This is a genomic window from Arthrobacter crystallopoietes, from assembly GCF_002849715.1.
In the GTDB taxonomy this organism is placed as follows: domain Bacteria; phylum Actinomycetota; class Actinomycetes; order Actinomycetales; family Micrococcaceae; genus Crystallibacter; species Crystallibacter crystallopoietes.
In genome coordinates, this window is sequence record NZ_CP018863.1 from 4,148,250 (window position 1) to 4,168,568 (window position 20,319).

Genomic DNA, 20,319 nt, shown 5'->3' on the forward strand with positions numbered 1-20,319 from the left:
AAACAATACTGCCATGACCACGGCACCGCTTTAACGCCGGGGCGCGCCCACAGCGTCACACATCACATTTATGACTTGCTCCGGTTCGGCCAGCTCCATACCCGTGAACAGGCGTACCTGCTCGACAGCCTGGTAGATCAGCATCTCCAACCCGGGCACGATTGCGCCTCCACGCTCATTCCAGACAGAGGCGATCCGGCTGGGCCACGGATCGTAAGTGACGTCCAGCAGCACCTGGGAGTCCAGCCGTGCTCCCGAGGCATCCAGCGCTTCCGCGATGGGATCGGCTGCGTTCGGGGGCAAGGTGGAAACCACCACTCGCGCCGAAGCCAACTCGGCCACCACGTCATCCCAGCTCGCCACCCGGCACTCCAACCCTGCGTTGCGTGCCACGGCCAGGATCGGACCGGCCTTATTCGGGTCGCGCAGGCAGACGCTCAGGCTGTTCACCTGGAGTCCCGCAAGGGCGGCAGCCGCGGCCGCGGCGGTGCCGCCACCGCCGAGGATGACCGCGTGGCCGCCCGGGGTAGCGCCGGCATGGCGCAGCGCCTCAATGATGCCGCCCACGTCGGTGTTCTGCCCGACCAACCGAACGGTTCCGTCCGGCTGCCGACGCACCACCACGGTATTGAGAACACCCAGGGAGCGGACGAGTTCGCTTGTCTCGTCCATCAGCGGCACCATGGCTGCCTTGAGCGGCATCGTGACGGACAGCCCGGCCCAGCAGCTGCTCTCCCGCACAGCTGCCATGAATCCCGGCAGCTGCGCCGGGGTCAGGTCGATGGCCTCATAGGCACAGTCGAAGCCAAGCAGCCGGTACGCGGCCCCGTGCAACAGCGGGGACCGCGAATGACTGATCGGATGGCCCAGGACCGCGGCCCTCCGGGCAGCCGCCGGCTCAGCCACGGCGGATGACCGCGGGTCGGAATTTCTTAGCTGCAACGACCTTCCTCCTGCTCGCTGCACCAGTTCAGATATTCCTTGGTGTAGGCGTTGTGCTCGGCCAGCGTCTCGGAGAACTTGGTCTCCCCGGTATCCAGATTCACCGTTACCCAGTAGTAGTAGGGCACGTCATCCGGATTGGCCGCGGCATCGATGGCCGGGCCGCCTGGAGAGTTGATCGGCCCCACAGGCAGGCCCTTATGGGCGTAGGTGTTGTACGGGTTGGACTTGTCCGCCTTTTCTTCAGGCGTGATGTCATAGCCCTTGCGACCCAGCCCATAGGTAACCGTGGCGTCCGACTGGATCAGACCGTTCGTCTCCGTGTTGTCCGGCTGCAGCCGGTTCTCGATGGAACCGGCAACCGCGCCGTAATCGGCCTCGCCTGCCTCGGCCTCGATAATGCTGGCAACGGTCAGCACACGGAACTGTTGGTCGACGTCGGTAATTCCATCCGCTTCCAGACGCTCGATCGTATTCCCGATCATTTCGCGCAGGATTTCCTCTGCGGTGATATCCAGCGGGAACCGGTATTCAGCCGGGAAGAGATAGCCCTCCAGGTTCCGTGCCTGCTCGGGCAGGCCCAGTGCCTGCGGATCCTCGGCCAGTTTGGCGAATTCGGCAACAGGGATCCCCGTCCCCTCCGACAGTGCCTTGAACACTTCTTCCTGCCGCCAGGTCCGGTTGATGGCTGCGTAATGCACGCCCTCGTTGCTTTCCTCGAGCAAGACAGACGCCGCTGCCGCAGCCGGCATGCGGTACTTCAGTGGGTATTGTCCCGGCTGGATCTCCCGGCCCTCGGCCTGGTTCGAAACCTCATCGACGAACGTATCGGTGGAGGCAATAATGTCCTGCTCCACCAGAGAGGCGGCGATGGCAAGAGGACCGGCGCCCTGTTCAACCGTGAACGTGACCTGGCCTTCACCGGGACCTTCATAGTCCTTCAGCTCGTTCATGCCCAGCAGGTTCTGCAGGAACAAGACGACGCCGATCAAGCCTGCTGCGAAGACGCCGAAGACCACCAGCATGATGATGTTGCGCCTGCGCCGACGCTGCCGCTTGATCTTGTTGCGGCGGCTGCGCTTGATTACCGGCGTCTCGTCGTAGAAGACGTCACGATCATTGTCATGCTCATGGGCCAGGTGATCGGCCTCATCGGCCAACTCGTCAACGGGCTGTTGTTCCGGATACGGAGGATGCTCCGGATAAGTATTGCTCACCGTCTGCTCTCACCATCGCTGTCATGTACGTGTGGAATTTTCGTCTCCTCTTCCAATGCCGCCGCTCCCCTGCGGACTGAATCCGGAACGGCCACAGGACTCCCCACGTCCCGTCCAAGAGCGCGTTGCATGTCCAGCGCCTGCTGGAGTATTTCGACTGCTGCAACCTGATCAACAACTTTACGATGTTCACGGCTGCTCATGCCAGCGCTGTGAAGAGTACGATGCGCCGATACTGTAGTCAAACGTTCGTCGATCAGATTCACTGGAACCGCGAGGCCGGCATCGGCCAGTGCCTGTGCCAGCAGGTCCGCGTACTCCCGCGCCATCCTCGTGGAGGCAGATTCTCCACCCTTCATGGTACGGGGGAGGCCGACAAAGACCTGCACTGCGGAACGCTCCGTGGCCTCCCTGACCAGCACGCGGATGTCGCTGTTCTTCTTGGCATCACGCTTCAAAGTGCGGATCGGCGTCGCCAGGATGCCGCCCGGATCGGAGCCGGCCAGACCGACCCGGGCCAGCCCGACATCGACCCCGAGTTTTGTTCCGGCTGGCGCCGCTGCATTGGACACTTGCGGTCCTTAGCCCCGGTTAGCCACGGCATTGACGACGGCGGTGATCGCCTCATCAATTTTCGTCACGTCCGTGCCGCCGCCCTGGGCGACATCGTCCTTGCCACCGCCGCCGCCGCCGAGCACGCCGGCAGCCGTCTTGACCAGCGCACCGGCCTTGACGCCCGCGGCACGGGCTGCTTCGTTGGTCGCCACGAGAATCAGCGGGCGTCCATTGGCCACTCCCGTCATGGCGACGGCAGCCGGGTCAGAACCGAGCCGTGCGCGCAGGTCCAGAGCGAGGGACCGCAAGTCATCCGCTCCGCCAAGCTCCCCGGCATTGTGCGCCAGCAGACGCACGCCGGCGATATCCTTGGCCTTTTCCACCAAGGAGGCAGCCGAGGCAGCCAACTGTTCCTTGCGCAGCCGGTCCAGTTCCTTCTCGGCAGCCTTGAGCTTGGCCAGTGTGGCAGCGATACGGTCCGGCAGTTGCGGACCCGGCACCTTGAGCATTTCCGAAAGTTCGGTGACCAGGGCGCGTTCTGCAGCCAGGTGGCGGAAGGCCTCCATGCCCACGAAGGCCTCCACACGGCGGTTGCCGGAGCCCACCGACTGCTCGCCGAGCAGCGTCAGGCTGCCGATCTCCGCGGTGGCGTCCACATGGGTGCCGCCGCACAGCTCACGCGACCACGCGCCGTCGATCTCCACGACGCGGACCTTGTCCCCGTAGGCTTCGCCGAACAGTGCGGTTGCGCCGAGCGCCTTGGCATCGGCCAGGCTCATGACCTTCGTCTCAACCTGGTAATTGTTACGGATGGCCAGGTTGGAGACTTCCTCGATTTCCGATTTGGCCGCGGCACTGATGCCTTCGCCCCAGGAGAAGTCGAAGCGCAGGTAGCCTGCCTTGTTGAAGGAGCCTCGCTGCAGCGCCTCCGGGCCGAGGATCTGGTGCAGGGCGGCGTGGACGATGTGCGTGCCGGTGTGGGCCTGCTCGCCTGCCTGCCTGCGCTGCTGGTCCACCGCGGCCAGCACCTTCGCATCCGCGGGGATCTCGCCCTCGCGGACAATGGCCTTGTGGACGCTGAGTCCTTTGACCGGGCGCTGGACATCGAGGACCTCAACCACAAAACCGTCGCCGGTGATGAGTCCGACGTCGGCGGCCTGGCCGCCCGCTTCGGCGTAGAACGGCGTCTCGTTCAGGACCAGTTCGATTTCCTCGCCCTGGCCGGCGAAGCCGACGGTGGCTCCGCCGCTGACGATGCCGCGCACAACGGACTCGGTGGCCAACTCTTCGTAGCCGGTGAACACCGTCTCGCCGGCGGCCAGCATCTCGTTGAAGACACGGACATCTGCATGGCCGAGCTTCTTGCCCCGGGCGTCGGCCTGGGCACGCTCGCGCTGCTCGGTCATCAGGCTGCGGAAGCCTGCCTCGTCGACCTTCAGCCCGGCTTCCTCGGCCATTTCGAGCGTCAGATCGATCGGGAATCCGTAGGTGTCGTGCAGGCTGAAAGCGTCTTCGCCCGAGAGCGGCTTGCCGGCGGCCTTCGACTCCTTGACTGCTTCTTCCAGGCGTGCTGTGCCGGAGGCGATGGTACGCAGGAAGGCCTTCTCCTCGGCGTAGGCGATGCGGCTGATCCGCTCGAAGTCGGTGTCGACAACGGGGTACGTCCCCTTCATCGCGTCCCGGGACACCGGCAGCAGCTCCGGCAGGCAGGCCTGTTCGACGCCCAGCAGGCGCATGGCGCGGACGGCGCGGCGGATCAGGCGGCGCAGCACGTAGCCGCGGCCCTCGTTGGAGGGGGTCACGCCGTCGGAAATCAGCATCAGGGCCGAACGGATATGGTCGGCCACCACGCGGAGCCGCACGTCGTCGGTGTGATGCGGGTCCTCGTCGGTCTCGGCGCTGGTGTATTCCTTGCCCGAGAGCTCGGCGGCCTTGTCCAGGACGGGACGGACCTGGTCCGTCTCGTACATGTTCTCCACGCCCTGGAGGATCATCGCGAGGCGTTCCATGCCCAGGCCGGTGTCGATGTTCTTCTTGGGCAGCTCGCCGAGGATCTCGAAGTCTTCCTTGCCGATGCCTTCGCCGCGCTGGTACTGCATGAAGACCAGGTTCCAGATCTCGATGTAGCGCGTCTCGTCTGCAATGGGGCCGCCCTCGATCCCGTATTCGGGGCCGCGGTCGTAGAAGATTTCAGAGCAGGGGCCGGCGGGGCCTGGCTGGCCGGTGGACCAGTAGTTGTCCTTCTTGCCGGACTTCTGGATCCGCTCGACCGGCACGCCGATCTTGTCGCGCCAGATCTGCAGCGCCTCGTCATCCTCCTGGTACACGGTGATCCAGAGCCGCTCAGCGGGCAGGCCGTAACCGCCGTCCTCCACGGGGGAGGTCAGCAGTTCCCAGGCCATCGTGATGGCGCCTTCCTTGAAGTAGTCGCCGAAGGAAAAGTTGCCGCACATCTGGAAGAACGTACCGTGCCGGACCGTCTTGCCGACCTCTTCGATATCGGCGGTGCGGATGCACTTCTGCACGCTCGTGGCGCGGTTGAACGGCGGCGTTTCCCGGGCAGTCAGGTACGGAATGAACGGCACCATGCCCGCGACGGTGAACAGCAGCGAGGGGTCCGGCGATACCAGCGACGCCGACGGCACCACGGTATGTCCCTTTTTCTCGAAGAAGTCGAGCCAGCGGCGAACGATCTCATGGGACTTCATGGTGCCTAAATACCCTTCCGGTGAAACAAAAATACGGCGCCGGTTCCCGAATGCGGGAACGCGCCTAGGAAAATCTAGCGGTTGTTGACGTGATCTGCGGAATCGATCCCCAAGGCGGCGCGCAGATCCGCTTCACGTTCGGTCATGCCAGTGCGGAATGTGTGGGTGAAATCCGCAACACTGTCCGCCAGGGACGCGACCGCGCGGTTCAGCCCCTCCGGACCGAAGGTCTGCTTGGTCGCGGAGATCTTGCGGACCGCCAGGACGCCGATGGCGATTCCGGCGCCCATCCAAATAAGCCGTTTCATCTGTTTCCTCCCTCAGCCTTAGCGGCTGCGACGGCCTTTGCCCTCGGTAGTTCTGCCGGACTGGCCGCGCGAGTTGAATGCGGTGCGGACGCCGTAGGAGAAGGCTGCCACCTTGATCAGCGGCGAGCCGATCGTCGCGGCGAGAAGCGAGGACAGCGCGGAGACATTGGCCGAGGCGTCCGAAACGTTGGACGAGATGCCGTCCACCTTCCGCAGCTGCTCGTTGGTGGTGGTCACCGTGGTGGTCACTTCATCGATCAGCGGCGTGGTGCCGTCGCTGATCGAGCGGATGGCTACCCGAAGTTCGTCAAAGACTTTCCCCAGCTTCCATACCGGTATGGCCAGCAGGGCCACCAGCACCGCGAAAACGCCCGCAGCGATGAGACCGGCGATATCTCCACCTGACATGGGAGGGAACTCCTTTGTTTGGCATATGTCCAAACCCGCCCGCGGGCGGATCCGGCTAACGACGACGGCGCCTGGCACTCGTTGCTTTCGGCGCACCTGTAAGTACATTACCTACTGAACAGCCCGCGGCGCGTGCCACGGGCTGTTCAGTGAGGTTTCCGCCCAAGAGCGGTATGCAGTTTTACGCTGCCCAACTTCCAGGGAGGATTAGCTCCCGGAAAGGTTTAGCGTGCGTAGTATTCAACCACCAGCTGCTCTTCGCAGGTTACGGGAACCTCGGAACGCTTGGGGCGGCGGACCAGGCGGGCCTGGAGCTTCTCCAACGTAACGTCAAGGTAGGCCGGAACGTTCGGCAGAACGTCGCGGTGTGCGCCGGCTGCTGCAACCTGGAACGGCGGCATCTTCTCGGAGCGCTCGTGGACGTGCACCAGCTGGCCTTCGGAAACGCGGAAGGACGGACGGTCCACGCGCTTGCCGTCAACCATGATGTGGCGGTGCACAACCAGCTGGCGGGCCTGGGCGATGGTGCGGGCGAAGCCTGCACGCAGGACCAGGGCGTCAAGACGCATTTCCAGCAGCTCGATCAGGTTTTCACCGGTCAGACCGGCGGTGTTGCGGGCCTCTTCGAAGACACGGGTCATCTGTGCTTCGCGGATGCCGTACTGGGCACGCAGACGCTGCTTTTCACGCAGACGTACGGCGTAGTCGCTGTCCTGCTTGCGACGGGCACGGCCGTGCTGGCCGGGACCGTACGGACGGCGCTCCATGTACTTTTCGGCCTTGGGGGTCAGGGCAATACCAAGGGCACGCGAAATGCGGACCTTGCGGCGGGCTCGTGTGTTGTTAGCCACGATGTCCTTCCAATTCATGCGGTGAGGTGATGTTGCTGGCCTCCGTGTGTGGAGAGCGTTGGTCAACCGCTGCCTTCAGCTACAGTCCGGCTTGCTCCCATGCACGCGTGCACCCCCGCGAACACACGGATTTCCACTAAGAAACCGTGCACGTACAGGAGTGGATTGCGGCACCGAAGAGTCGGCTTGCCAGTCAGCGCACAATTCTAGCACCTATCCGGGTTCGGATTAGAGTTATCGGATGCGAGCCATTCTTCAACGGGTCAGCCGGGCCAGCGTCAGCGTGGACGGACAGGTAGTCGGAGCCATCGACGGTCCCGGCCTGCTGGTGCTCGCCGGCGCCACCCACACCGACACTCCCGCCGACGCCGGGGTGCTGGCCGAGAAGATGTGGCGGCTTCGGATTCTCGACGGCGAAAAATCCTGTGCCGACGTCAACGCGCCGCTGTTGGTGGTCAGCCAGTTCACGTTGTACGCCGACACCCGCCGGGGCCGCCGGCCATCCTGGTCGGCTGCGGCGCCCGGGGACGTCAGCGAGCCGCTGCTTGAGAGCCTGGTCGAGCAGTTGCGCGGACTCGGCGCCACGGTGGAAACGGGAATCTTTGGCGCGATGATGGAAGTGTCGCTGGTCAACGACGGACCCTTCACCATCAGCCTGGACACCGCGGACTTTGCCAAGCCGCGCCGCGGCTGAACTGCGTACGGAAGCCGGCATCCGGCGTCGTTATTCGCCGCGGATGATTTTGCGCAGCCGTTCCAACCGTGCCGAAATCTCACGTTCGACGCCGTTGCCGGTGGGCTCGTAGTAATTCCGGCCGACCAGATCGTCCGGCGGATACTGCTGCTTGGCAATGCCGTGCGGGGCATCGTGTGAATAGATGTAGCCCTTGCCGTGGCCCAACTGCTGCGCGCCGCGGTAGTGCGCGTCCCGTAGGTGGGCCGGAACGCCCTGCCCGCGGCCGGCGCGGACATCGGCGACGGCGGCGTTGATCGCATCGTGCGCGGCGTTGGATTTCGGCGCGGTGGCGATGTGGACCACGGCCTGTGCCAGCACCAGCCGGGCTTCGGGCATGCCGATCAGCTGCACCGCCTGCGCGGCCGCCACTGCAGTCTGCAGCGCCGACGGATCCGCCATCCCCACGTCCTCGGAGGCGGAGATCACGATCCGGCGGGCGACAAACCGCGGGTCCTCCCCCGCCTCAAGCATGCGCGCCATGTAGTGCAGCGCGGCGTCCACATCTGAGCCGCGCATCGACTTGATGAAGGCGCTGGCAATGTCATAGTGCTGGTCGCCGGCACGGTCATAGCGCAGCGCAGCGCGGTCCATGGCCCGCTCCGCGTGCGAGAGTTCCACGCGGACGGGGCCTTCCTCGCCGGGGTTTTCCGCCTCGCCCCAGGCCACGCCGGCAGCCGCCTCCAGTGCCGTCAGGCCGCGGCGCGCGTCTCCGGCGGCCAGCCTGACCAGGTGTTCCAGCGCCTCATCGGTGACCTCTACCCGGCCTGCCAGGCCGCGCTCGTCCGTTACGGCCCGCTGGAGCAACCCCTCGATGTCCTCGGTGGTCAGCGGCTTGAGCGTCAGCAGCAGCGACCGGGACAGCAGCGGCGAGACAACGGAGAAGGACGGATTTTCAGTGGTGGCGGCAACCAGCACCACCCAGCGGTTCTCGACCCCGGGCAGCAGCGCGTCCTGCTGGGCCTTGTTGAAGCGGTGGATCTCGTCCAGGAACAGCACGGTGGTGGTCCGGTGCAGGTCCCGGGCCGTCAGCGCCTCATCCATCACCCGGCGCACATCCTTGACACCGGCGGTGATGGCGGAAAGTTCGACGAATTTCCGGCCGGGCCCCCTGGCAATGACATGCGCCAGCGTGGTCTTGCCGGTACCCGGAGGCCCCCAGAGCATCAGCGACGAAGGGCCCGCAGGGCCGGTTGCCTGTCCGCCGGCGGCCAGCAGCCGCAGCGGCGAGCCCGGCTGGAGCAGATGTTGCTGGCCCACCACCTCGTCCACGGTCCGGGGACGCATCCGCACCGCAAGCGGGCTGCGGGGCCGCTCGATGCTGCCGGCACCCCGTCCGGAACTGCCGCCGGGACCGGCTTCTTCGTCCCGATCGTCTTCCGTGTCGCTGCCGGCACTGAACAAATCACTCACACTGCCTAGGCTATCGCTTATGGCACGGACCAAGACCATCTACCTGCCGCCCGGCCGCCTCCGGGCCTGGGCGGACAGATTTGCCGCGGAACACGGCGACCCGCTCTGTGAGGTCAACAGTCCCAAGCCGGGTTCCGGCGTCGTTCTTTCGTGTCCTGACGGCTTTGCTGTCCGGCTCCGCCTGCCGTGGGAGCAGCTGACCCCGGCGCTGGCCGTGGACGCGTGGCCCGAGCAACTTGCCGCCGCTGCGGCGAGTATCGGAACCTGCGGGCTGATCCTGCTGCGGCGCGGCGGCTACAGCGTCGGCACGTCCGTGCAGGGTCAGCTGACCTGGTCCAAATCCGGCACCCGGTACGTACAATCGCGCACTGCCGCCGGAGGCTGGTCGCAGCAGCGTTACGCGCGCAGGCGCTCCAATCAGGCAGACGCGCTGGTGCTGACCGCGGCCGAGTACGCGGCCGGCCACTTGCCCGCAGCGAAACCGTCGTGCCTGGCCACCGGGGGCGACAAGGACATGCTCCGCCAACTGCTGGCCGATGCCCGGCTGGCCGGTCTCGCGGCGCTGCCAGCGGCGCATCTCGAACTGAATGCCGACCCGCGGCAGCGGCAGCTCGCCGAGGTCGCACGGGAGTTGGCGGGCATCAAGGCCGTGATCACGTGGCCGACTCCGGGCCACAACAGCGAAACAGCCGGTTAACGGACTGCGCCGCCCGGACTGACCCCTCGGGGCCGGCCGGACGGCGCAGTCGTTACGCAGGTCAGCTTTGGACGCTGTCCTTTTCAGACTGCTTGGCAGCTTCCTTCTGCCCGTCCTTCTGGCCGTCCTTGGAGGCGTCCTTCGGCTTGGGCTTGAAGTCGATGCCGGCTTCCTTGCGCTGCTGCGGGGTGATCGGCGCGGGCGCATCGGTCAACGGGTCGTGGCCGCCGCCGGTCTTCGGGAAGGCGATGACGTCGCGGATGGAATCCGAGCCGGTGAGCAGCTGGACAACCCGGTCCCAGCCGAAGGCGATGCCGCCGTGCGGGGGCGCGCCGTACTTGAAGCCCTCAAGCAGGAAGCCGAACTTGCTCTGGGCCTGCTCCTGATCGATCCCCATCACGGCCAGGACGCGCTCCTGCACGTCCCGCTGGTGGATACGGATGGAACCGCCGCCGAGTTCGTTGCCGTTGCAGACAATGTCGTAGGCGTAGGACAAGGCGTTTGCCGGGTCCTCATCGAACGTGTCCATGAACTCGGGCTTCGGCGAGGTGAAGGCGTGGTGCACCGCGGTCCAGGCACCGGCGCCGACGGCCACGTCGCCCGATTCGACTGCTGCGGCGGCGGGTTCGAACAGCGGCGCGTCCACGATCCACACGAAGGCCCAGTCGCCGTCGTTAATCAATCCGGTGCGGTGGCCGATCTCCACGCGGGCTGCACCCAGCAGCGCACGCGCCGAGGACTTGTCGCCAGCGGCGAAGAAGACACAGTCGCCGGGCTTGGCACCCACGGCATCCGCGAGGCCGGCGCGTTCGGTGTCGGTGAGGTTCTTGGCCACCGGACCGCTCAGCGTGCCGTCTTCCTGGATCAGGACGTAGGCCAGACCCTTGGCGCCTCGCTGCTTGGCCCATTCCTGCCACGCGTCCAGCGTCCGGCGCGCCTGGGAGGCGCCGCCGGGCATGACCACGGCGCCGACGTACGGGGCCTGGAACACGCGGAACGTGGTGTCCTTGAAGAACTCCGTCAGCTCGGTCAGCTCCAGGCCGAACCGCAGGTCAGGCTTGTCGGAACCGTATTTCGCCATCGCGTCGGCGTAGGTCATGCGGCGGATCGGGGTGGGAATCTCGACGTCGATCAGCTGCCACAGCGCCTTCACGATGCTCTCGCCCAGCGCGATGATGTCATCCTGCTCGACGAAGCTGGCCTCGATGTCCAGCTGGGTGAATTCCGGCTGGCGGTCGGCGCGGAAGTCTTCGTCCCGGTAGCAGCGGGCAATCTGGTAGTACTTTTCGAACCCGCCCACCTGCAGCAGCTGCTTGAACAACTGCGGCGACTGCGGCAGGGCGTACCAGGAGCCCGGATCCAGGCGCGCCGGCACCAGGAAGTCACGGGCGCCTTCCGGGGTGGAACGGGTCAGCGTCGGGGTCTCGATCTCCACGAAACCGTCCTGGTGCAGCAGCTCGCGCGCCACCCGGTTGGCCTCCGAGCGCAGCCGCATGGCGGCGGCGGGGCCGGGACGGCGCAGGTCCAGGTAACGGTGCTTCAGGCGTGCTTCCTCGCCGACCTCGACGTGCTCGTCGATCTGGAACGGCAGCGGATCCGAAGTACTGAGTACGACGACGGAATCGGCTATGACTTCGATCTCACCGGTAGCAAGGGCCGGGTTTTCGTTACCCTCGGGCCGCTTCTCGACCGTGCCCTTGATCTGCAGCACGTATTCGTTGCGCAGGGCGTGGAAGACGTCCTCTTCGCGCACCACAACCTGGGCAATGCCGGAGGCATCACGCAGATCCAGGAATGCCACGCCGCCGTGATCACGCCGGCGGGCCACCCAGCCGGCGAGGGTTACGGTCTGTCCAATGTGCTCAGCCCTCAGCGAGCCGAGGTCATGTGTGCGCAGCACAGCATTCCTTTCAGTAAAACTTCACCGGCGCTATCGCGGAGGCTTCCGCCCCGGGCCGGCTGTGATGTGACTAGAGTGTTCTTTAATTGGGTCTTGAACGAGTTTACCGTTGATCGGGCTTGGGTCCCGACACCGGACCCGCGGCCGCAGGATCGACCCGGAGCGCCGATGCCTGGCGGAATCAGGAACAGACGGAGGCAAACTTTGAGCAGCGAATCAGCCCTCGAACGCAGGCTGGGCGGTGTTGACGCCACAACGGTGGGCATCGGTTCCATGGTGGGCGCTGGGGTGTTTGTGGTCTTCTCCCCCGCGGCCGCGATAGCCGGCAACTGGCTGCCGCTCGCGCTGGCGATCGCCGGTGTTGTTGCTTACTGCAACGCGATGGCCTCGGCCCAGCTGGCCGTGGTCCATCCCACCAGCGGAGGAACCTACATCTACGGGCGCCGCCAGCTCGGCGAATGGCCGGGTTTCCTCGCCGGCTGGGGCTTCATCACCGGGAAGGTAGCCTCCTGTGCCGCCATGGCGCTGGCCTTCGGCCTTTACGCCGCCCCGGAATTTGCGACGGCGGCCGCGGTAGCCGCCGTCGTACTGCTCACCGGCGTGAACCTGCTGGGGATCACCCGCACGGCCTGGGCCACGCGCTGGATCGTGTCCATTGTGGTGGCCATTCTGGTCTTTGTGATCGTGGTGGCCTTCGACGCCGAGCCCATCGGCCAGAACATGCCGGTTGACGGTGCTTCGCCGTACGGGATCCTGCAGGCCGCGGGACTGTTTTTCTTTGCCTTCGCCGGTTATGCGCGCATTGCCACCATGGGCGAGGAGATCCGCGACCCGAAGAAGCTGATCCCGCGCGCCATCCTCGCGGCCCTGGTGATCACGCTGGCCCTCTACGCGGTGCTGGGCCTGGCGCTGCTGGACTTCATGGGTGCGGGCTTGCTGGCCGCCACACCCGCCCCGTTGCTGGCGGTAGGCGAAGCAGTCGGCGGCGGCGTGGGCACCACCGCCGTAACGATTGCGGCAACGCTGGCCTGTCTGGGCGCACTGCTCGCGCTGATTGCCGGCGTCAGCCGCACCATGTTCGCCATGGCCAGGGAGGGGGATCTGCCGCGCGCCTTTGCCTCGGTCTGGGAGCGCTTCAAGGTTCCCTACCTCGCTGATTTGGCCGTCGCCGTCGTCGTTATTTTCCTGCTGCTCACCCAGGATGTCCTGGCCGTGGTGGGCTTCTCCAGCTTCGGCGTGCTGATCTATTACGCGGTCACAAACGCGGCAGCACTGACCCTCACGGAGCGGCCGTGGCAGGCGCCCAAGGCCCTGAACTGGCTGGGACTGGCCGGCTGCCTGGTCCTGGCGTTCACCCTGCCGCTGTCCTCGGTGCTGACCATGACGGCGGTGCTGGCTGTGGGGCTGCTGGGCCGCGCCGTGCTCAAACCCGGCAGGCGGCGCAGGCCCCACGCCTAGCCGGCAGGCCCACGCCTCGCCGGCGGGCCCGCAGCCGCTACGGGGCGGAAGTGATCTGCGGGATCAGGTCCTCTGCCGGCGGCGTCCAGGTCTTGGGATCGGCCGCAACCTGTTCGCCGGAGCGGATGTCTTTGACCTCGTGGTTGAGGTTGCCGTCTTCGTCGGTGCTGAACCAGACAAAGGGGATTCCCCGGCGGTCCGCGTACTTGATCTGCTTGCCGAATTTCTCGGCCTTGGCCGCAACTTCCACACTGATGCCGCGTCCGCGCAACTGCGCCGCAATATCCTGCGCCTGCGACCAGCTGCCGTCGTCGGCCAGCGTGACCAGCACGGCGGTGGGCACGTGCCGGGAGGCCGAGGCGAACTCCTGGCTCAGGATCCGCATCACCAGCCGGGTCACGCCGATGGACAGGCCCACGCCGGGGAACTTGCGGTTTCCCTTGGCGGCAAGGGCATCGTACCGGCCGCCGGAGCAGATCGAGCCGAGCTGTTCGTGTCCGACCAGGACCGTTTCGTAGACGGTTCCGGTGTAGTAATCGAGCCCTCGGGCGATGCTCAGGTCCGCCAGGACGCGTCCCGGTGCGCGGTGCGAAGCTTCGCCGATGACCTGTTCGAGCTCGGCCAGGCCCTCGTCCAGCAGGTCGTTGCTCACGCCGAGGGCACGCACCTCCTGCGCGAAGGAGGTGTCCTCGCTGCGGATGGAGGCCAGCTTCAGCGCGGCCTCGGCCTGCTCCGCGGTGGCGCCGAGCTCTTGCTGCAGCAGCTCGGCGACCTTCTGGGGGCCGACCTTCTCAAGCTTGTCGATGCTGCGCAGGACACCGGCGGTATCCTCCAGCCCGATCCCCCGGTAGAAGCCCTCCGCCAGCTTGCGGTTGTTCACCCGCAGCTTGAATTCCGGAATGGGCAGCGCGCCCAGGGCTTCCACGATGACCAGAGCCAGTTCCACGTCGTAACGGAACGGCAGCTCACCGTCACCCACGACGTCGATATCGGCCTGGGTAAATTCGCGCGCGCGGCCCTCCTGCGGGCGTTCCCCGCGCCAGACTTTCTGGATCTGGTAACGGCGGAACGGGAAGGCGAGGTGTCCGGCGTTCTCGACGACGTACCGGGCAAACGGCACGGTCAGGTCGAAGTGGAGCGCCAGCTTGTCCTCCGCCTTGGCGCCCTCTTCGTCCGCCTGGAGCCGGTGCAGACCGTAGACCTCTTTGTCGATGTCGCCCTTGCGCAGCAGCTGCTCCACCGTCTCCACCGCACGGGTTTCAATGGAGGAGAACCCGTGCAGCTCAAAGGTCCGCCGCAGGCTGTCCAGCACATGCTGCTCCACGAGCCTCTCCTGCGGAAGCCATTCCGGGAAACCTGACAGGGAGGCCTTACGTGCCATGCGGGGATATCTCCTAAATTGTGGGTCGAAAGACTCATGGGGGCTGACTACTCAGGATAACGGGCCCTTTGGCCCGCGAATGCCTAAACTGGCTGCCGGACCATTTTAAGGGCAGGCAGCAGTCCCGGCCCAAAGAACTGACCATCCCATCCGCCGAGGTGGGACCTGAGGGGAAGGAAGGGCCCGGTGGCCGCCAAGAGTCAGGACCGCGAAACAAAGCGTCGCATTGCGCAGATGGAGGCCAAACGCGCCCTGCGCGCAGATCAAATCAAGCGGCGCAAGCGCGACAACGTTATCGGCGGCGTGGTGATCGCCGTCCTGGTCATCCTGGGTGTCCTGCTCCAGCTGACGGTATTCGGCACGAACCCCACGGCGCGCGAGGTTGACCAGGTACGCGAGGGTATCGAAGAGCCGATACCCGGCGACTCCGCCTCCCCTGATCCCGCCGGCGCACAAACGAACCCGGCCCATATCCCTTCCGCGGACCTGGCGCGCGGCCAGGTGCTCACCGGCACTCTGTCCACCAGTGCCGGCGACATCGACGTGGAGCTCGACGGCGAGGCTGCGCCGCAGGCCGTTTCGGTGTTCAAGTCCCTGGCCGGCGAGGGCTTTTTCGCAGGCAAGACGTGCCACCGCCTCACTACTGCCGCTTCCATGGGCGTGCTCCAGTGCGGCTCTGTGGACGGCCAAGGCGGCGGCGACCCGGAGTTCCAGTGGGGTCCGGTCGAAAATTCGCCGGAATCCGGCCTGTATCCTGCCGGTACCATTGCCGTCGCCCGCGGCCAGAGCACATTCAGCAACGGCAGCCAGTTCTTCATTGCCTACAAAGACAGCACGATTCCGCAAGATACCGGTGGCTACACGATTATGGGTAAGGTAACCACAGGCCTCGACGTGATCCAGGAGATTGCCGACGGCGGCGTCAAAGAAGCCGGGAGCCAGGACGGACAACCTAAAATACCAGTAACGATTGATGCGTTTACTCTAGATTGATCTAGTGAAGTACCTGGTGCGCGCACCTGCGGTGGGTGCACCGAACAACGAGTGAAAGAGTTTTAGCGGTGACAGACAGTCAGAAATCCGACGAAACAGTTGACGGCACGGCCTCCGAAACGCCCAAGCCGCCGACCCCGGCCAGCATGAAACCGTCCGCACGGCCACGCCCGACGCCGGCAGCAATGGCACCGAAGCACGCTGCGGCCTCCACCGTACAGACCGTTGTCGCCGCTCCGCCGGTGCACAGCACACCGCTTTCCGAAGCTGCCAAATGGGGCCGCGTTGCCGAGGACGGGCACGTTTTCCTGATTCTCGACGGCGAAGAACACCCCGTCGGGCAGTATCCGGACGCCCCGGCCGACGAGGCGCTGGCCTACTTTGTGCGCAAATATGACGACGCCGCCGCGCAGGCAGCGCTCCTGGAGCAGCGGGTGGAGGCAAAGGCGCCTTCCACCGACATGCACAAGACCCTTGAGCACCTGCGGGCACAGGTCGCGGAGCGCCACATGGTCGGGGACATTCCGGCTCTGGAGGCACGGCTCGACAGCCTCGATACCGCGATCGCAGCGCTGCAGCGCAGTGAAAAGGACGCGCAGGAAGCGCAGCGCTCCGCCGAACTGGCTGCACGTGAGGCCATCGTTGCCGAAGCGGAGTCAATCGCAGGCAAGGACCCTGCCACGGTGCAGTGGAAGACCAGCAGTGCACGGATGAATGAGCTGTTCGAAAGCTGGAAGAGCGCGCAGAAGAACGGCATCCGGCTGGGCCGCGGCACCGAGGATGCGTTGTGGAAACGCTTCCGGTCCGCACGCACCGTCTTTGACCGCCACCGCCGTGCCTACTTCAGCCAACTGGACAACGACAATGCTGCGGCCAAGGCGGCCAAGGAAGCATTGATCGCGCGTGCCGAGGAGCTCTCGAACTCCACCGACTGGGGCCCGACCGCCGGCGAGTACCGCCATCTGATGGACGAATGGAAGGCTTCCAAGCGTGCCAGCCGCAAGGACGACGACGCGCTCTGGGCTCGTTTCCGTGCCGCCCAGGACAAATTCTTTGCCGCACGCCAAGCAGCCAACCAAGCCATCGATCAGGAGTATGCCGCCAATCTGGTGGTCAAGGAAGCTCTCGTAGCCGAGGCCCAGGCACTGCTCCCGATTACCGATCTCGGCGCCGCCAAAAAGGCTCTCCAGTCCATCAGGGACCGCTGGGAAGAAGCCGGCAAGGTCCCGCGCGGGGACATGCAGCGGATCGACGGAGGCCTGCGCAAGGTCGAAGACGCTGTCAAGGCAGCCGAAGACGATCAGTGGCGGCGCAGCAACCCGGAGACCAAGGCGCGCACCAACAGTGCGTTGAACCAGCTGGAGACGGCCATTGCCGGACTCGAAGAGGACCTGTCCAAGGCTGAACGCCAAGGCGATGAGCGGAAGATCGCCGCCGCCCGCGAGGCTCTCGAGGCCCGTCGGCAGTGGCTGGATACCTTGCAGAAATCGGCACAGGACTTCTCCTGAACAATCCAGCCGAATAACTGACCGGGCCGCATAAAGCACCCGATCTACACATCGTCTGAGGGCGGATCCGCTTTTCCACAGAGAGGTTCCGCCCTCTCTCGTTGGTCGGCAGGCTTTGACAAGCTGGCATCATGACCACGGGAGAGCACCGGCAGCAGCCATCGACTACCATTCCCGCCCCCGTCCCCCAGGCAGGCGGCCTGCACTATGCCGGGCGACCGTTCAGCCTGGCCGAGCTACAGGCCATGGCAATCGATGGCCTGGTGGTCAACGTTTACGGTCCTGCCTACGTCAGCACCGGCGAACCCGTAACCTCCGTCCACCGTGCGTTGGCTGCACATGCCGCCCTGCCGCAGCCCATCCGGCACAAGGTGGTGCTCGGGAGGCTGACGGCAGCTTGGGTCTATGGCTGCTCGCCGCCGGGCAATAAGATCACCGTCCTGCTCGACCACCGCTACCGGGCCACCTCACAGGGGAGGCACCGAAGCATCCATCTGCACGAAGTGGCGCTGGGGCCGCTGGACACGTTAAATATCTCGGGCGTCCAGATCACTTCTCCCCTGAGGACGGCGCTGGACATCGCGGTCTATGCCCGCGACGAAGACGCGGTCCGGATCCTGCTCGCCTTGTCCTCCGACCCCAGGCTGAAGTGCCCCCTGGGCTACATCCGGCAGGCCCTGCAGATCCGCGAGAGGATGCCGGGCAAGAACGTGGCCCTCCGGCGTCTGGCAGCTGCACTGGACTTGCGCAAGCAGCAAGCCAGAGGAACCGCTTAGATACGGCGCCGGGCGTCCGTCGTGCGGTACACGTCGAACACTCCGTCGATACGGCGGACCGCGCTGAGGACATGGCTCAGATACTTCGGATCCCCCATCTCGAAAGAGAACCGCGAGATCGCCAGACGGTCGCTGGAGGTGTGTACCGTGGCGGAGAGGATGTTTACGTGGTTCTCGGCCAGCACGCGCGTCACATCGGAGAGCAGGCTCTTGCGGTCCAGCGCCTCGACCTGGATCTCGACGAGGAAAACGCTGGACTTGGTCGGCGCCCACTCAACTTCCACGATCCGCCCGGGCTGGTCCCTCAGGTCGGAAACGTTCCGGCAGTCGGAGCGGTGGACGGACACGCCGGATCCCCGCGTCACAAACCCGATAATCGGATCCGGCGGCACCGGCGTACAGCAGCGCGCCAGCTTCACCCAGACATCGCCCACGCCGACCACGGTCACACCGGAGTCCGAGGTTTTCGGGCGTTTGGGGGCGGTGGAGATCGGAGCTTCCATCTCTTCGGCCGCCTCTGTGCCGCCAAGCAACGCCACCAGGTGTTCGATGACGTTCTGGGCAGAAGAATGGCCGTCCCCGACCGCAGCGTAGAGCGCGGCGATGTCCTGATGGTGCATTTCCTGCGCCACAGCCATCAGGGCGTCATGCGTCATCATCTTCTGCAGCGGCAGGTTCTGCTTCCGCATGGCCTTGGTGAGCTGGTCCTTGCCCTTTTCGATCGCCTCTTCGCGGCGTTCCTTGGTGAACCACTGCCTGATCTTGTTGCGGGCCCGAGGACTCTTGACGAAGCCCTGCCAGTCCTGGCTCGGCCCCGCCCCTTCGGCCTTCGAGGTGAAGATTTCAACCCAGTCGCCATGGTTGAGCTCGCTGTTCAACGGGACAAGCTTCCCGTTGACACGTGCACCGATGGTGCGGTGGCCTACTTCGGTATGGACCGCGTAGGCGAAGTCCACCGGCGTTGATCCCGCCGGCAACGCCATGACCTCGCCCTTGGGCGTGAAGACAAACACCTCGCGGGCGTTGATTTCGAAGCGCAGCGAATCGAGGAACTCTGCCGGATCGGAGGTTTCCTGTTGCCAGTCCACCAGGCTCCGAAGCCAGCCCATGTCGCCGCCGTCGGCCGCTGTGCCGGAGTTTTTCGCCGCGTCCTTATATTTCCAGTGCGCGGCCACGCCATATTCGGCCCGGCGGTGCATCTCGTAGGTCCGGATCTGGATCTCCACCGGCTTGCCGCCCGGACCGATCACTGTGGTGTGCAGCGACTGGTACATATTGAACTTCGGCATGGCGATGTAGTCTTTGAACCGCCCGGGCAGCGGGTTCCACCGCGCATGAAGCGCGCCGAGCGTGGCGTAACAATCGCGCACGCTGTCCACCAGGACACGGATCCCCATCAGGTCGTGGATGTCGTCGAAATCCTTACCTCGAACGATCATCTTCTGGTAGATGGAGTAGTAGTGCTTCGGGCGCCCGGTGATCGTCGCCTTGATCTTCACCGCACGCAGATCGTCGCCGATCTTGGTTCGGAGCATGGTCAGGTACTTCTCGCGCTCCGGCGTGCGCTCCCCCACCATGCGCACGATCTCCTCGTACACCTTGGGGTGCAGCGCCGCGAAGGACAGGTCCTCGAGCTCCCATTTGATGGTGTTCATGCCCAGCCGGTGCGCCAGCGGGGCGAAAATTTCCAGCGTCTCGCGGGCCTTCTTGGCAGAGGACTCCGGCGACACGAAACGCCAGGTCCGGGCATTGTGCAGACGGTCCGCAAGCTTGATGACCAGGACGCGGATGTCCTTGGCCATTGCCACAACCATTTTCCGCACGGTCTCCGACTGCGCGGCGTCGCCGAACTGGACTTTGTCCAGTTTGGTCACGCCGTCGACCAGCATGGCGACCTCGGCTCCGAACTCTGCACGTAGCTGGTCAAGGGTGTATTCGGTATCCTCGACCGTGTCATGCAGCAGTGCGGCGGCAAGGGTCGTCCCGGTCATGCCCAGTTCGGCCAGGATGGTGGCGACGGCTACCGGGTGCGTGATGTAGGGGTCGCCGCTCTTGCGCTTCTGGCCCCGATGGCTGCGCTCGGCAACTACGAACGCCCGGTGGATCAGGTCGAAGTCCTCGCGCGGGTTGTTTGCCCGCACCGTGCGCAGCAATGGTTCGAGGATCGGCGAGTAGCCGGCGGAGCCGCGTCCGGTCAGCCGTGCCAACCGGGACATGGTGCGTTCGCGCCGTCCCGGGAACGAATTCCGGACCGGTGCCTGGTCCGGAACGGCCTGTTGTGGCGAGGGCACAACAACAGGACCGGGCCCCGGCTTTACCGCCGAATTGGGACCCTGGTCCGTAGGCCTGCCGTTCTCTGCCAATCCTGCCCCGCTTTCCTGCCGGCAACGAGGGAGGAGTGCTCCAGCCCGCGTTGTACCTGACAACAGATACATCATCCGATCGTTCTAGTCTATGCCCCACAAGACACG

General features: G+C 65.3%; 17 protein-coding genes. 6 read left to right on the forward strand and 11 right to left on the reverse strand.

The window, feature by feature from the left end; all coding sequences use genetic code 11:
* Positions 1-30: 30 nt before the first annotated feature.
* The 7 genes from AC20117_RS19090 to rpsD all read right to left on the reverse strand — a co-directional run bounded on the left by AC20117_RS19090 (position 31) and on the right by rpsD (position 6,989).
* Positions 31-906, reverse strand: a complete 876-nt coding sequence (locus AC20117_RS19090; protein ID WP_074702251.1) for a shikimate dehydrogenase — start codon at positions 904-906, stop codon at positions 31-33.
* 26 nt (positions 907-932) lie between these two features.
* The gene (gene mltG, locus AC20117_RS19095) at positions 933-2,159 is read right to left on the reverse strand and encodes an endolytic transglycosylase MltG (protein WP_074702250.1); all 1,227 of its coding nucleotides are present in this window, start codon (positions 2,157-2,159) and stop codon (positions 933-935) included.
* Complete coding sequence (gene ruvX / locus AC20117_RS19100; protein WP_074702248.1) at positions 2,156-2,731, reverse strand: Holliday junction resolvase RuvX; 576 nt, start codon at positions 2,729-2,731, stop codon at positions 2,156-2,158. The genes mltG and ruvX overlap by 4 nt, the downstream gene beginning before the upstream one ends.
* Before the next feature lie 9 nt (positions 2,732-2,740).
* Positions 2,741-5,422, reverse strand: a complete 2,682-nt coding sequence (alaS, locus tag AC20117_RS19105; RefSeq protein ID WP_074702247.1) for an alanine--tRNA ligase — start codon at positions 5,420-5,422, stop codon at positions 2,741-2,743.
* 74 nt (positions 5,423-5,496) lie between these two features.
* A complete protein-coding gene (locus tag AC20117_RS19110) occupies positions 5,497-5,730 on the reverse strand; it encodes a hypothetical protein (protein WP_170837969.1) in 234 nt (77 codons plus the stop codon).
* 18 nt (positions 5,731-5,748) lie between these two features.
* Positions 5,749-6,138 (reverse strand): DUF948 domain-containing protein, encoded by a 390-nt coding sequence (locus AC20117_RS19115; RefSeq protein WP_074702245.1) that lies wholly within the window; start codon positions 6,136-6,138, stop codon positions 5,749-5,751.
* A gap of 224 nt (positions 6,139-6,362) precedes the next feature.
* On the reverse strand, positions 6,363-6,989 hold the full coding sequence (rpsD, locus tag AC20117_RS19120; protein WP_074703404.1) for a 30S ribosomal protein S4: 627 nt from the start codon (positions 6,987-6,989) through the stop codon (positions 6,363-6,365).
* Between the two features lie 241 nt (positions 6,990-7,230).
* Here rpsD and dtd point away from each other — a divergent pair, with 241 nt between their 5' ends.
* The gene (gene dtd / locus AC20117_RS19125; protein ID WP_074702243.1) at positions 7,231-7,683 is read left to right on the forward strand and encodes a D-aminoacyl-tRNA deacylase; all 453 of its coding nucleotides are present in this window, start codon (positions 7,231-7,233) and stop codon (positions 7,681-7,683) included.
* Between the two features lie 30 nt (positions 7,684-7,713).
* Here the strand turns inward: dtd and AC20117_RS19130 are convergent, their stop codons facing one another.
* Positions 7,714-9,135 carry a replication-associated recombination protein A gene (locus AC20117_RS19130; RefSeq protein WP_074702241.1) on the reverse strand — a complete coding sequence of 474 codons (1,422 nt, stop codon included), beginning with the start codon at positions 9,133-9,135 and terminating at the stop codon, positions 7,714-7,716.
* A gap of 19 nt (positions 9,136-9,154) precedes the next feature.
* On the opposite strand from AC20117_RS19130, the gene AC20117_RS19135 reads away from it, so the two are divergent.
* Positions 9,155-9,832, forward strand: coding sequence for an acVLRF1 family peptidyl-tRNA hydrolase (locus AC20117_RS19135; protein ID WP_074702239.1), 678 nt, complete (start codon positions 9,155-9,157; stop codon positions 9,830-9,832).
* Between the two features lie 61 nt (positions 9,833-9,893).
* Here the strand turns inward: AC20117_RS19135 and aspS are convergent, their stop codons facing one another.
* Positions 9,894-11,732 (reverse strand): aspartate--tRNA ligase, encoded by a 1,839-nt coding sequence (gene aspS, locus AC20117_RS19140; RefSeq protein WP_074702237.1) that lies wholly within the window; start codon positions 11,730-11,732, stop codon positions 9,894-9,896.
* Between the two features lie 204 nt (positions 11,733-11,936).
* Between aspS and AC20117_RS19145 the strand changes: the two genes are divergently transcribed.
* Positions 11,937-13,190, forward strand: coding sequence for an APC family permease (locus AC20117_RS19145; RefSeq protein WP_257790774.1), 1,254 nt, complete (start codon positions 11,937-11,939; stop codon positions 13,188-13,190).
* 37 nt (positions 13,191-13,227) lie between these two features.
* On the opposite strand, the gene hisS is transcribed toward AC20117_RS19145, so the two are convergent.
* Entirely contained in the window at positions 13,228-14,571 is a 1,344-nt protein-coding gene (gene hisS / locus AC20117_RS19150; protein ID WP_074702233.1) for a histidine--tRNA ligase, read from the reverse strand.
* 186 nt (positions 14,572-14,757) lie between these two features.
* On the opposite strand from hisS, the gene AC20117_RS19155 reads away from it, so the two are divergent.
* The 3 genes from AC20117_RS19155 (at position 14,758) to AC20117_RS19165 (ending at position 17,848) form a co-directional block, all read left to right on the forward strand.
* The gene (locus tag AC20117_RS19155) at positions 14,758-15,564 is read left to right on the forward strand and encodes a peptidylprolyl isomerase (RefSeq protein WP_170837968.1); all 807 of its coding nucleotides are present in this window, start codon (positions 14,758-14,760) and stop codon (positions 15,562-15,564) included.
* Between the two features lie 68 nt (positions 15,565-15,632).
* Positions 15,633-17,072 (forward strand): DUF349 domain-containing protein, encoded by a 1,440-nt coding sequence (locus AC20117_RS19160; RefSeq protein WP_101632647.1) that lies wholly within the window; start codon positions 15,633-15,635, stop codon positions 17,070-17,072.
* A gap of 131 nt (positions 17,073-17,203) precedes the next feature.
* The gene (locus AC20117_RS19165) at positions 17,204-17,848 is read left to right on the forward strand and encodes a type IV toxin-antitoxin system AbiEi family antitoxin (RefSeq protein WP_083339854.1); all 645 of its coding nucleotides are present in this window, start codon (positions 17,204-17,206) and stop codon (positions 17,846-17,848) included.
* Here the strand turns inward: AC20117_RS19165 and AC20117_RS19170 are convergent.
* Entirely contained in the window at positions 17,845-20,064 is a 2,220-nt protein-coding gene (locus tag AC20117_RS19170; protein ID WP_101632648.1) for a RelA/SpoT family protein, read from the reverse strand. The genes AC20117_RS19165 and AC20117_RS19170 overlap by 4 nt on opposite strands.
* Positions 20,065-20,319 lie beyond the last annotated feature (255 nt).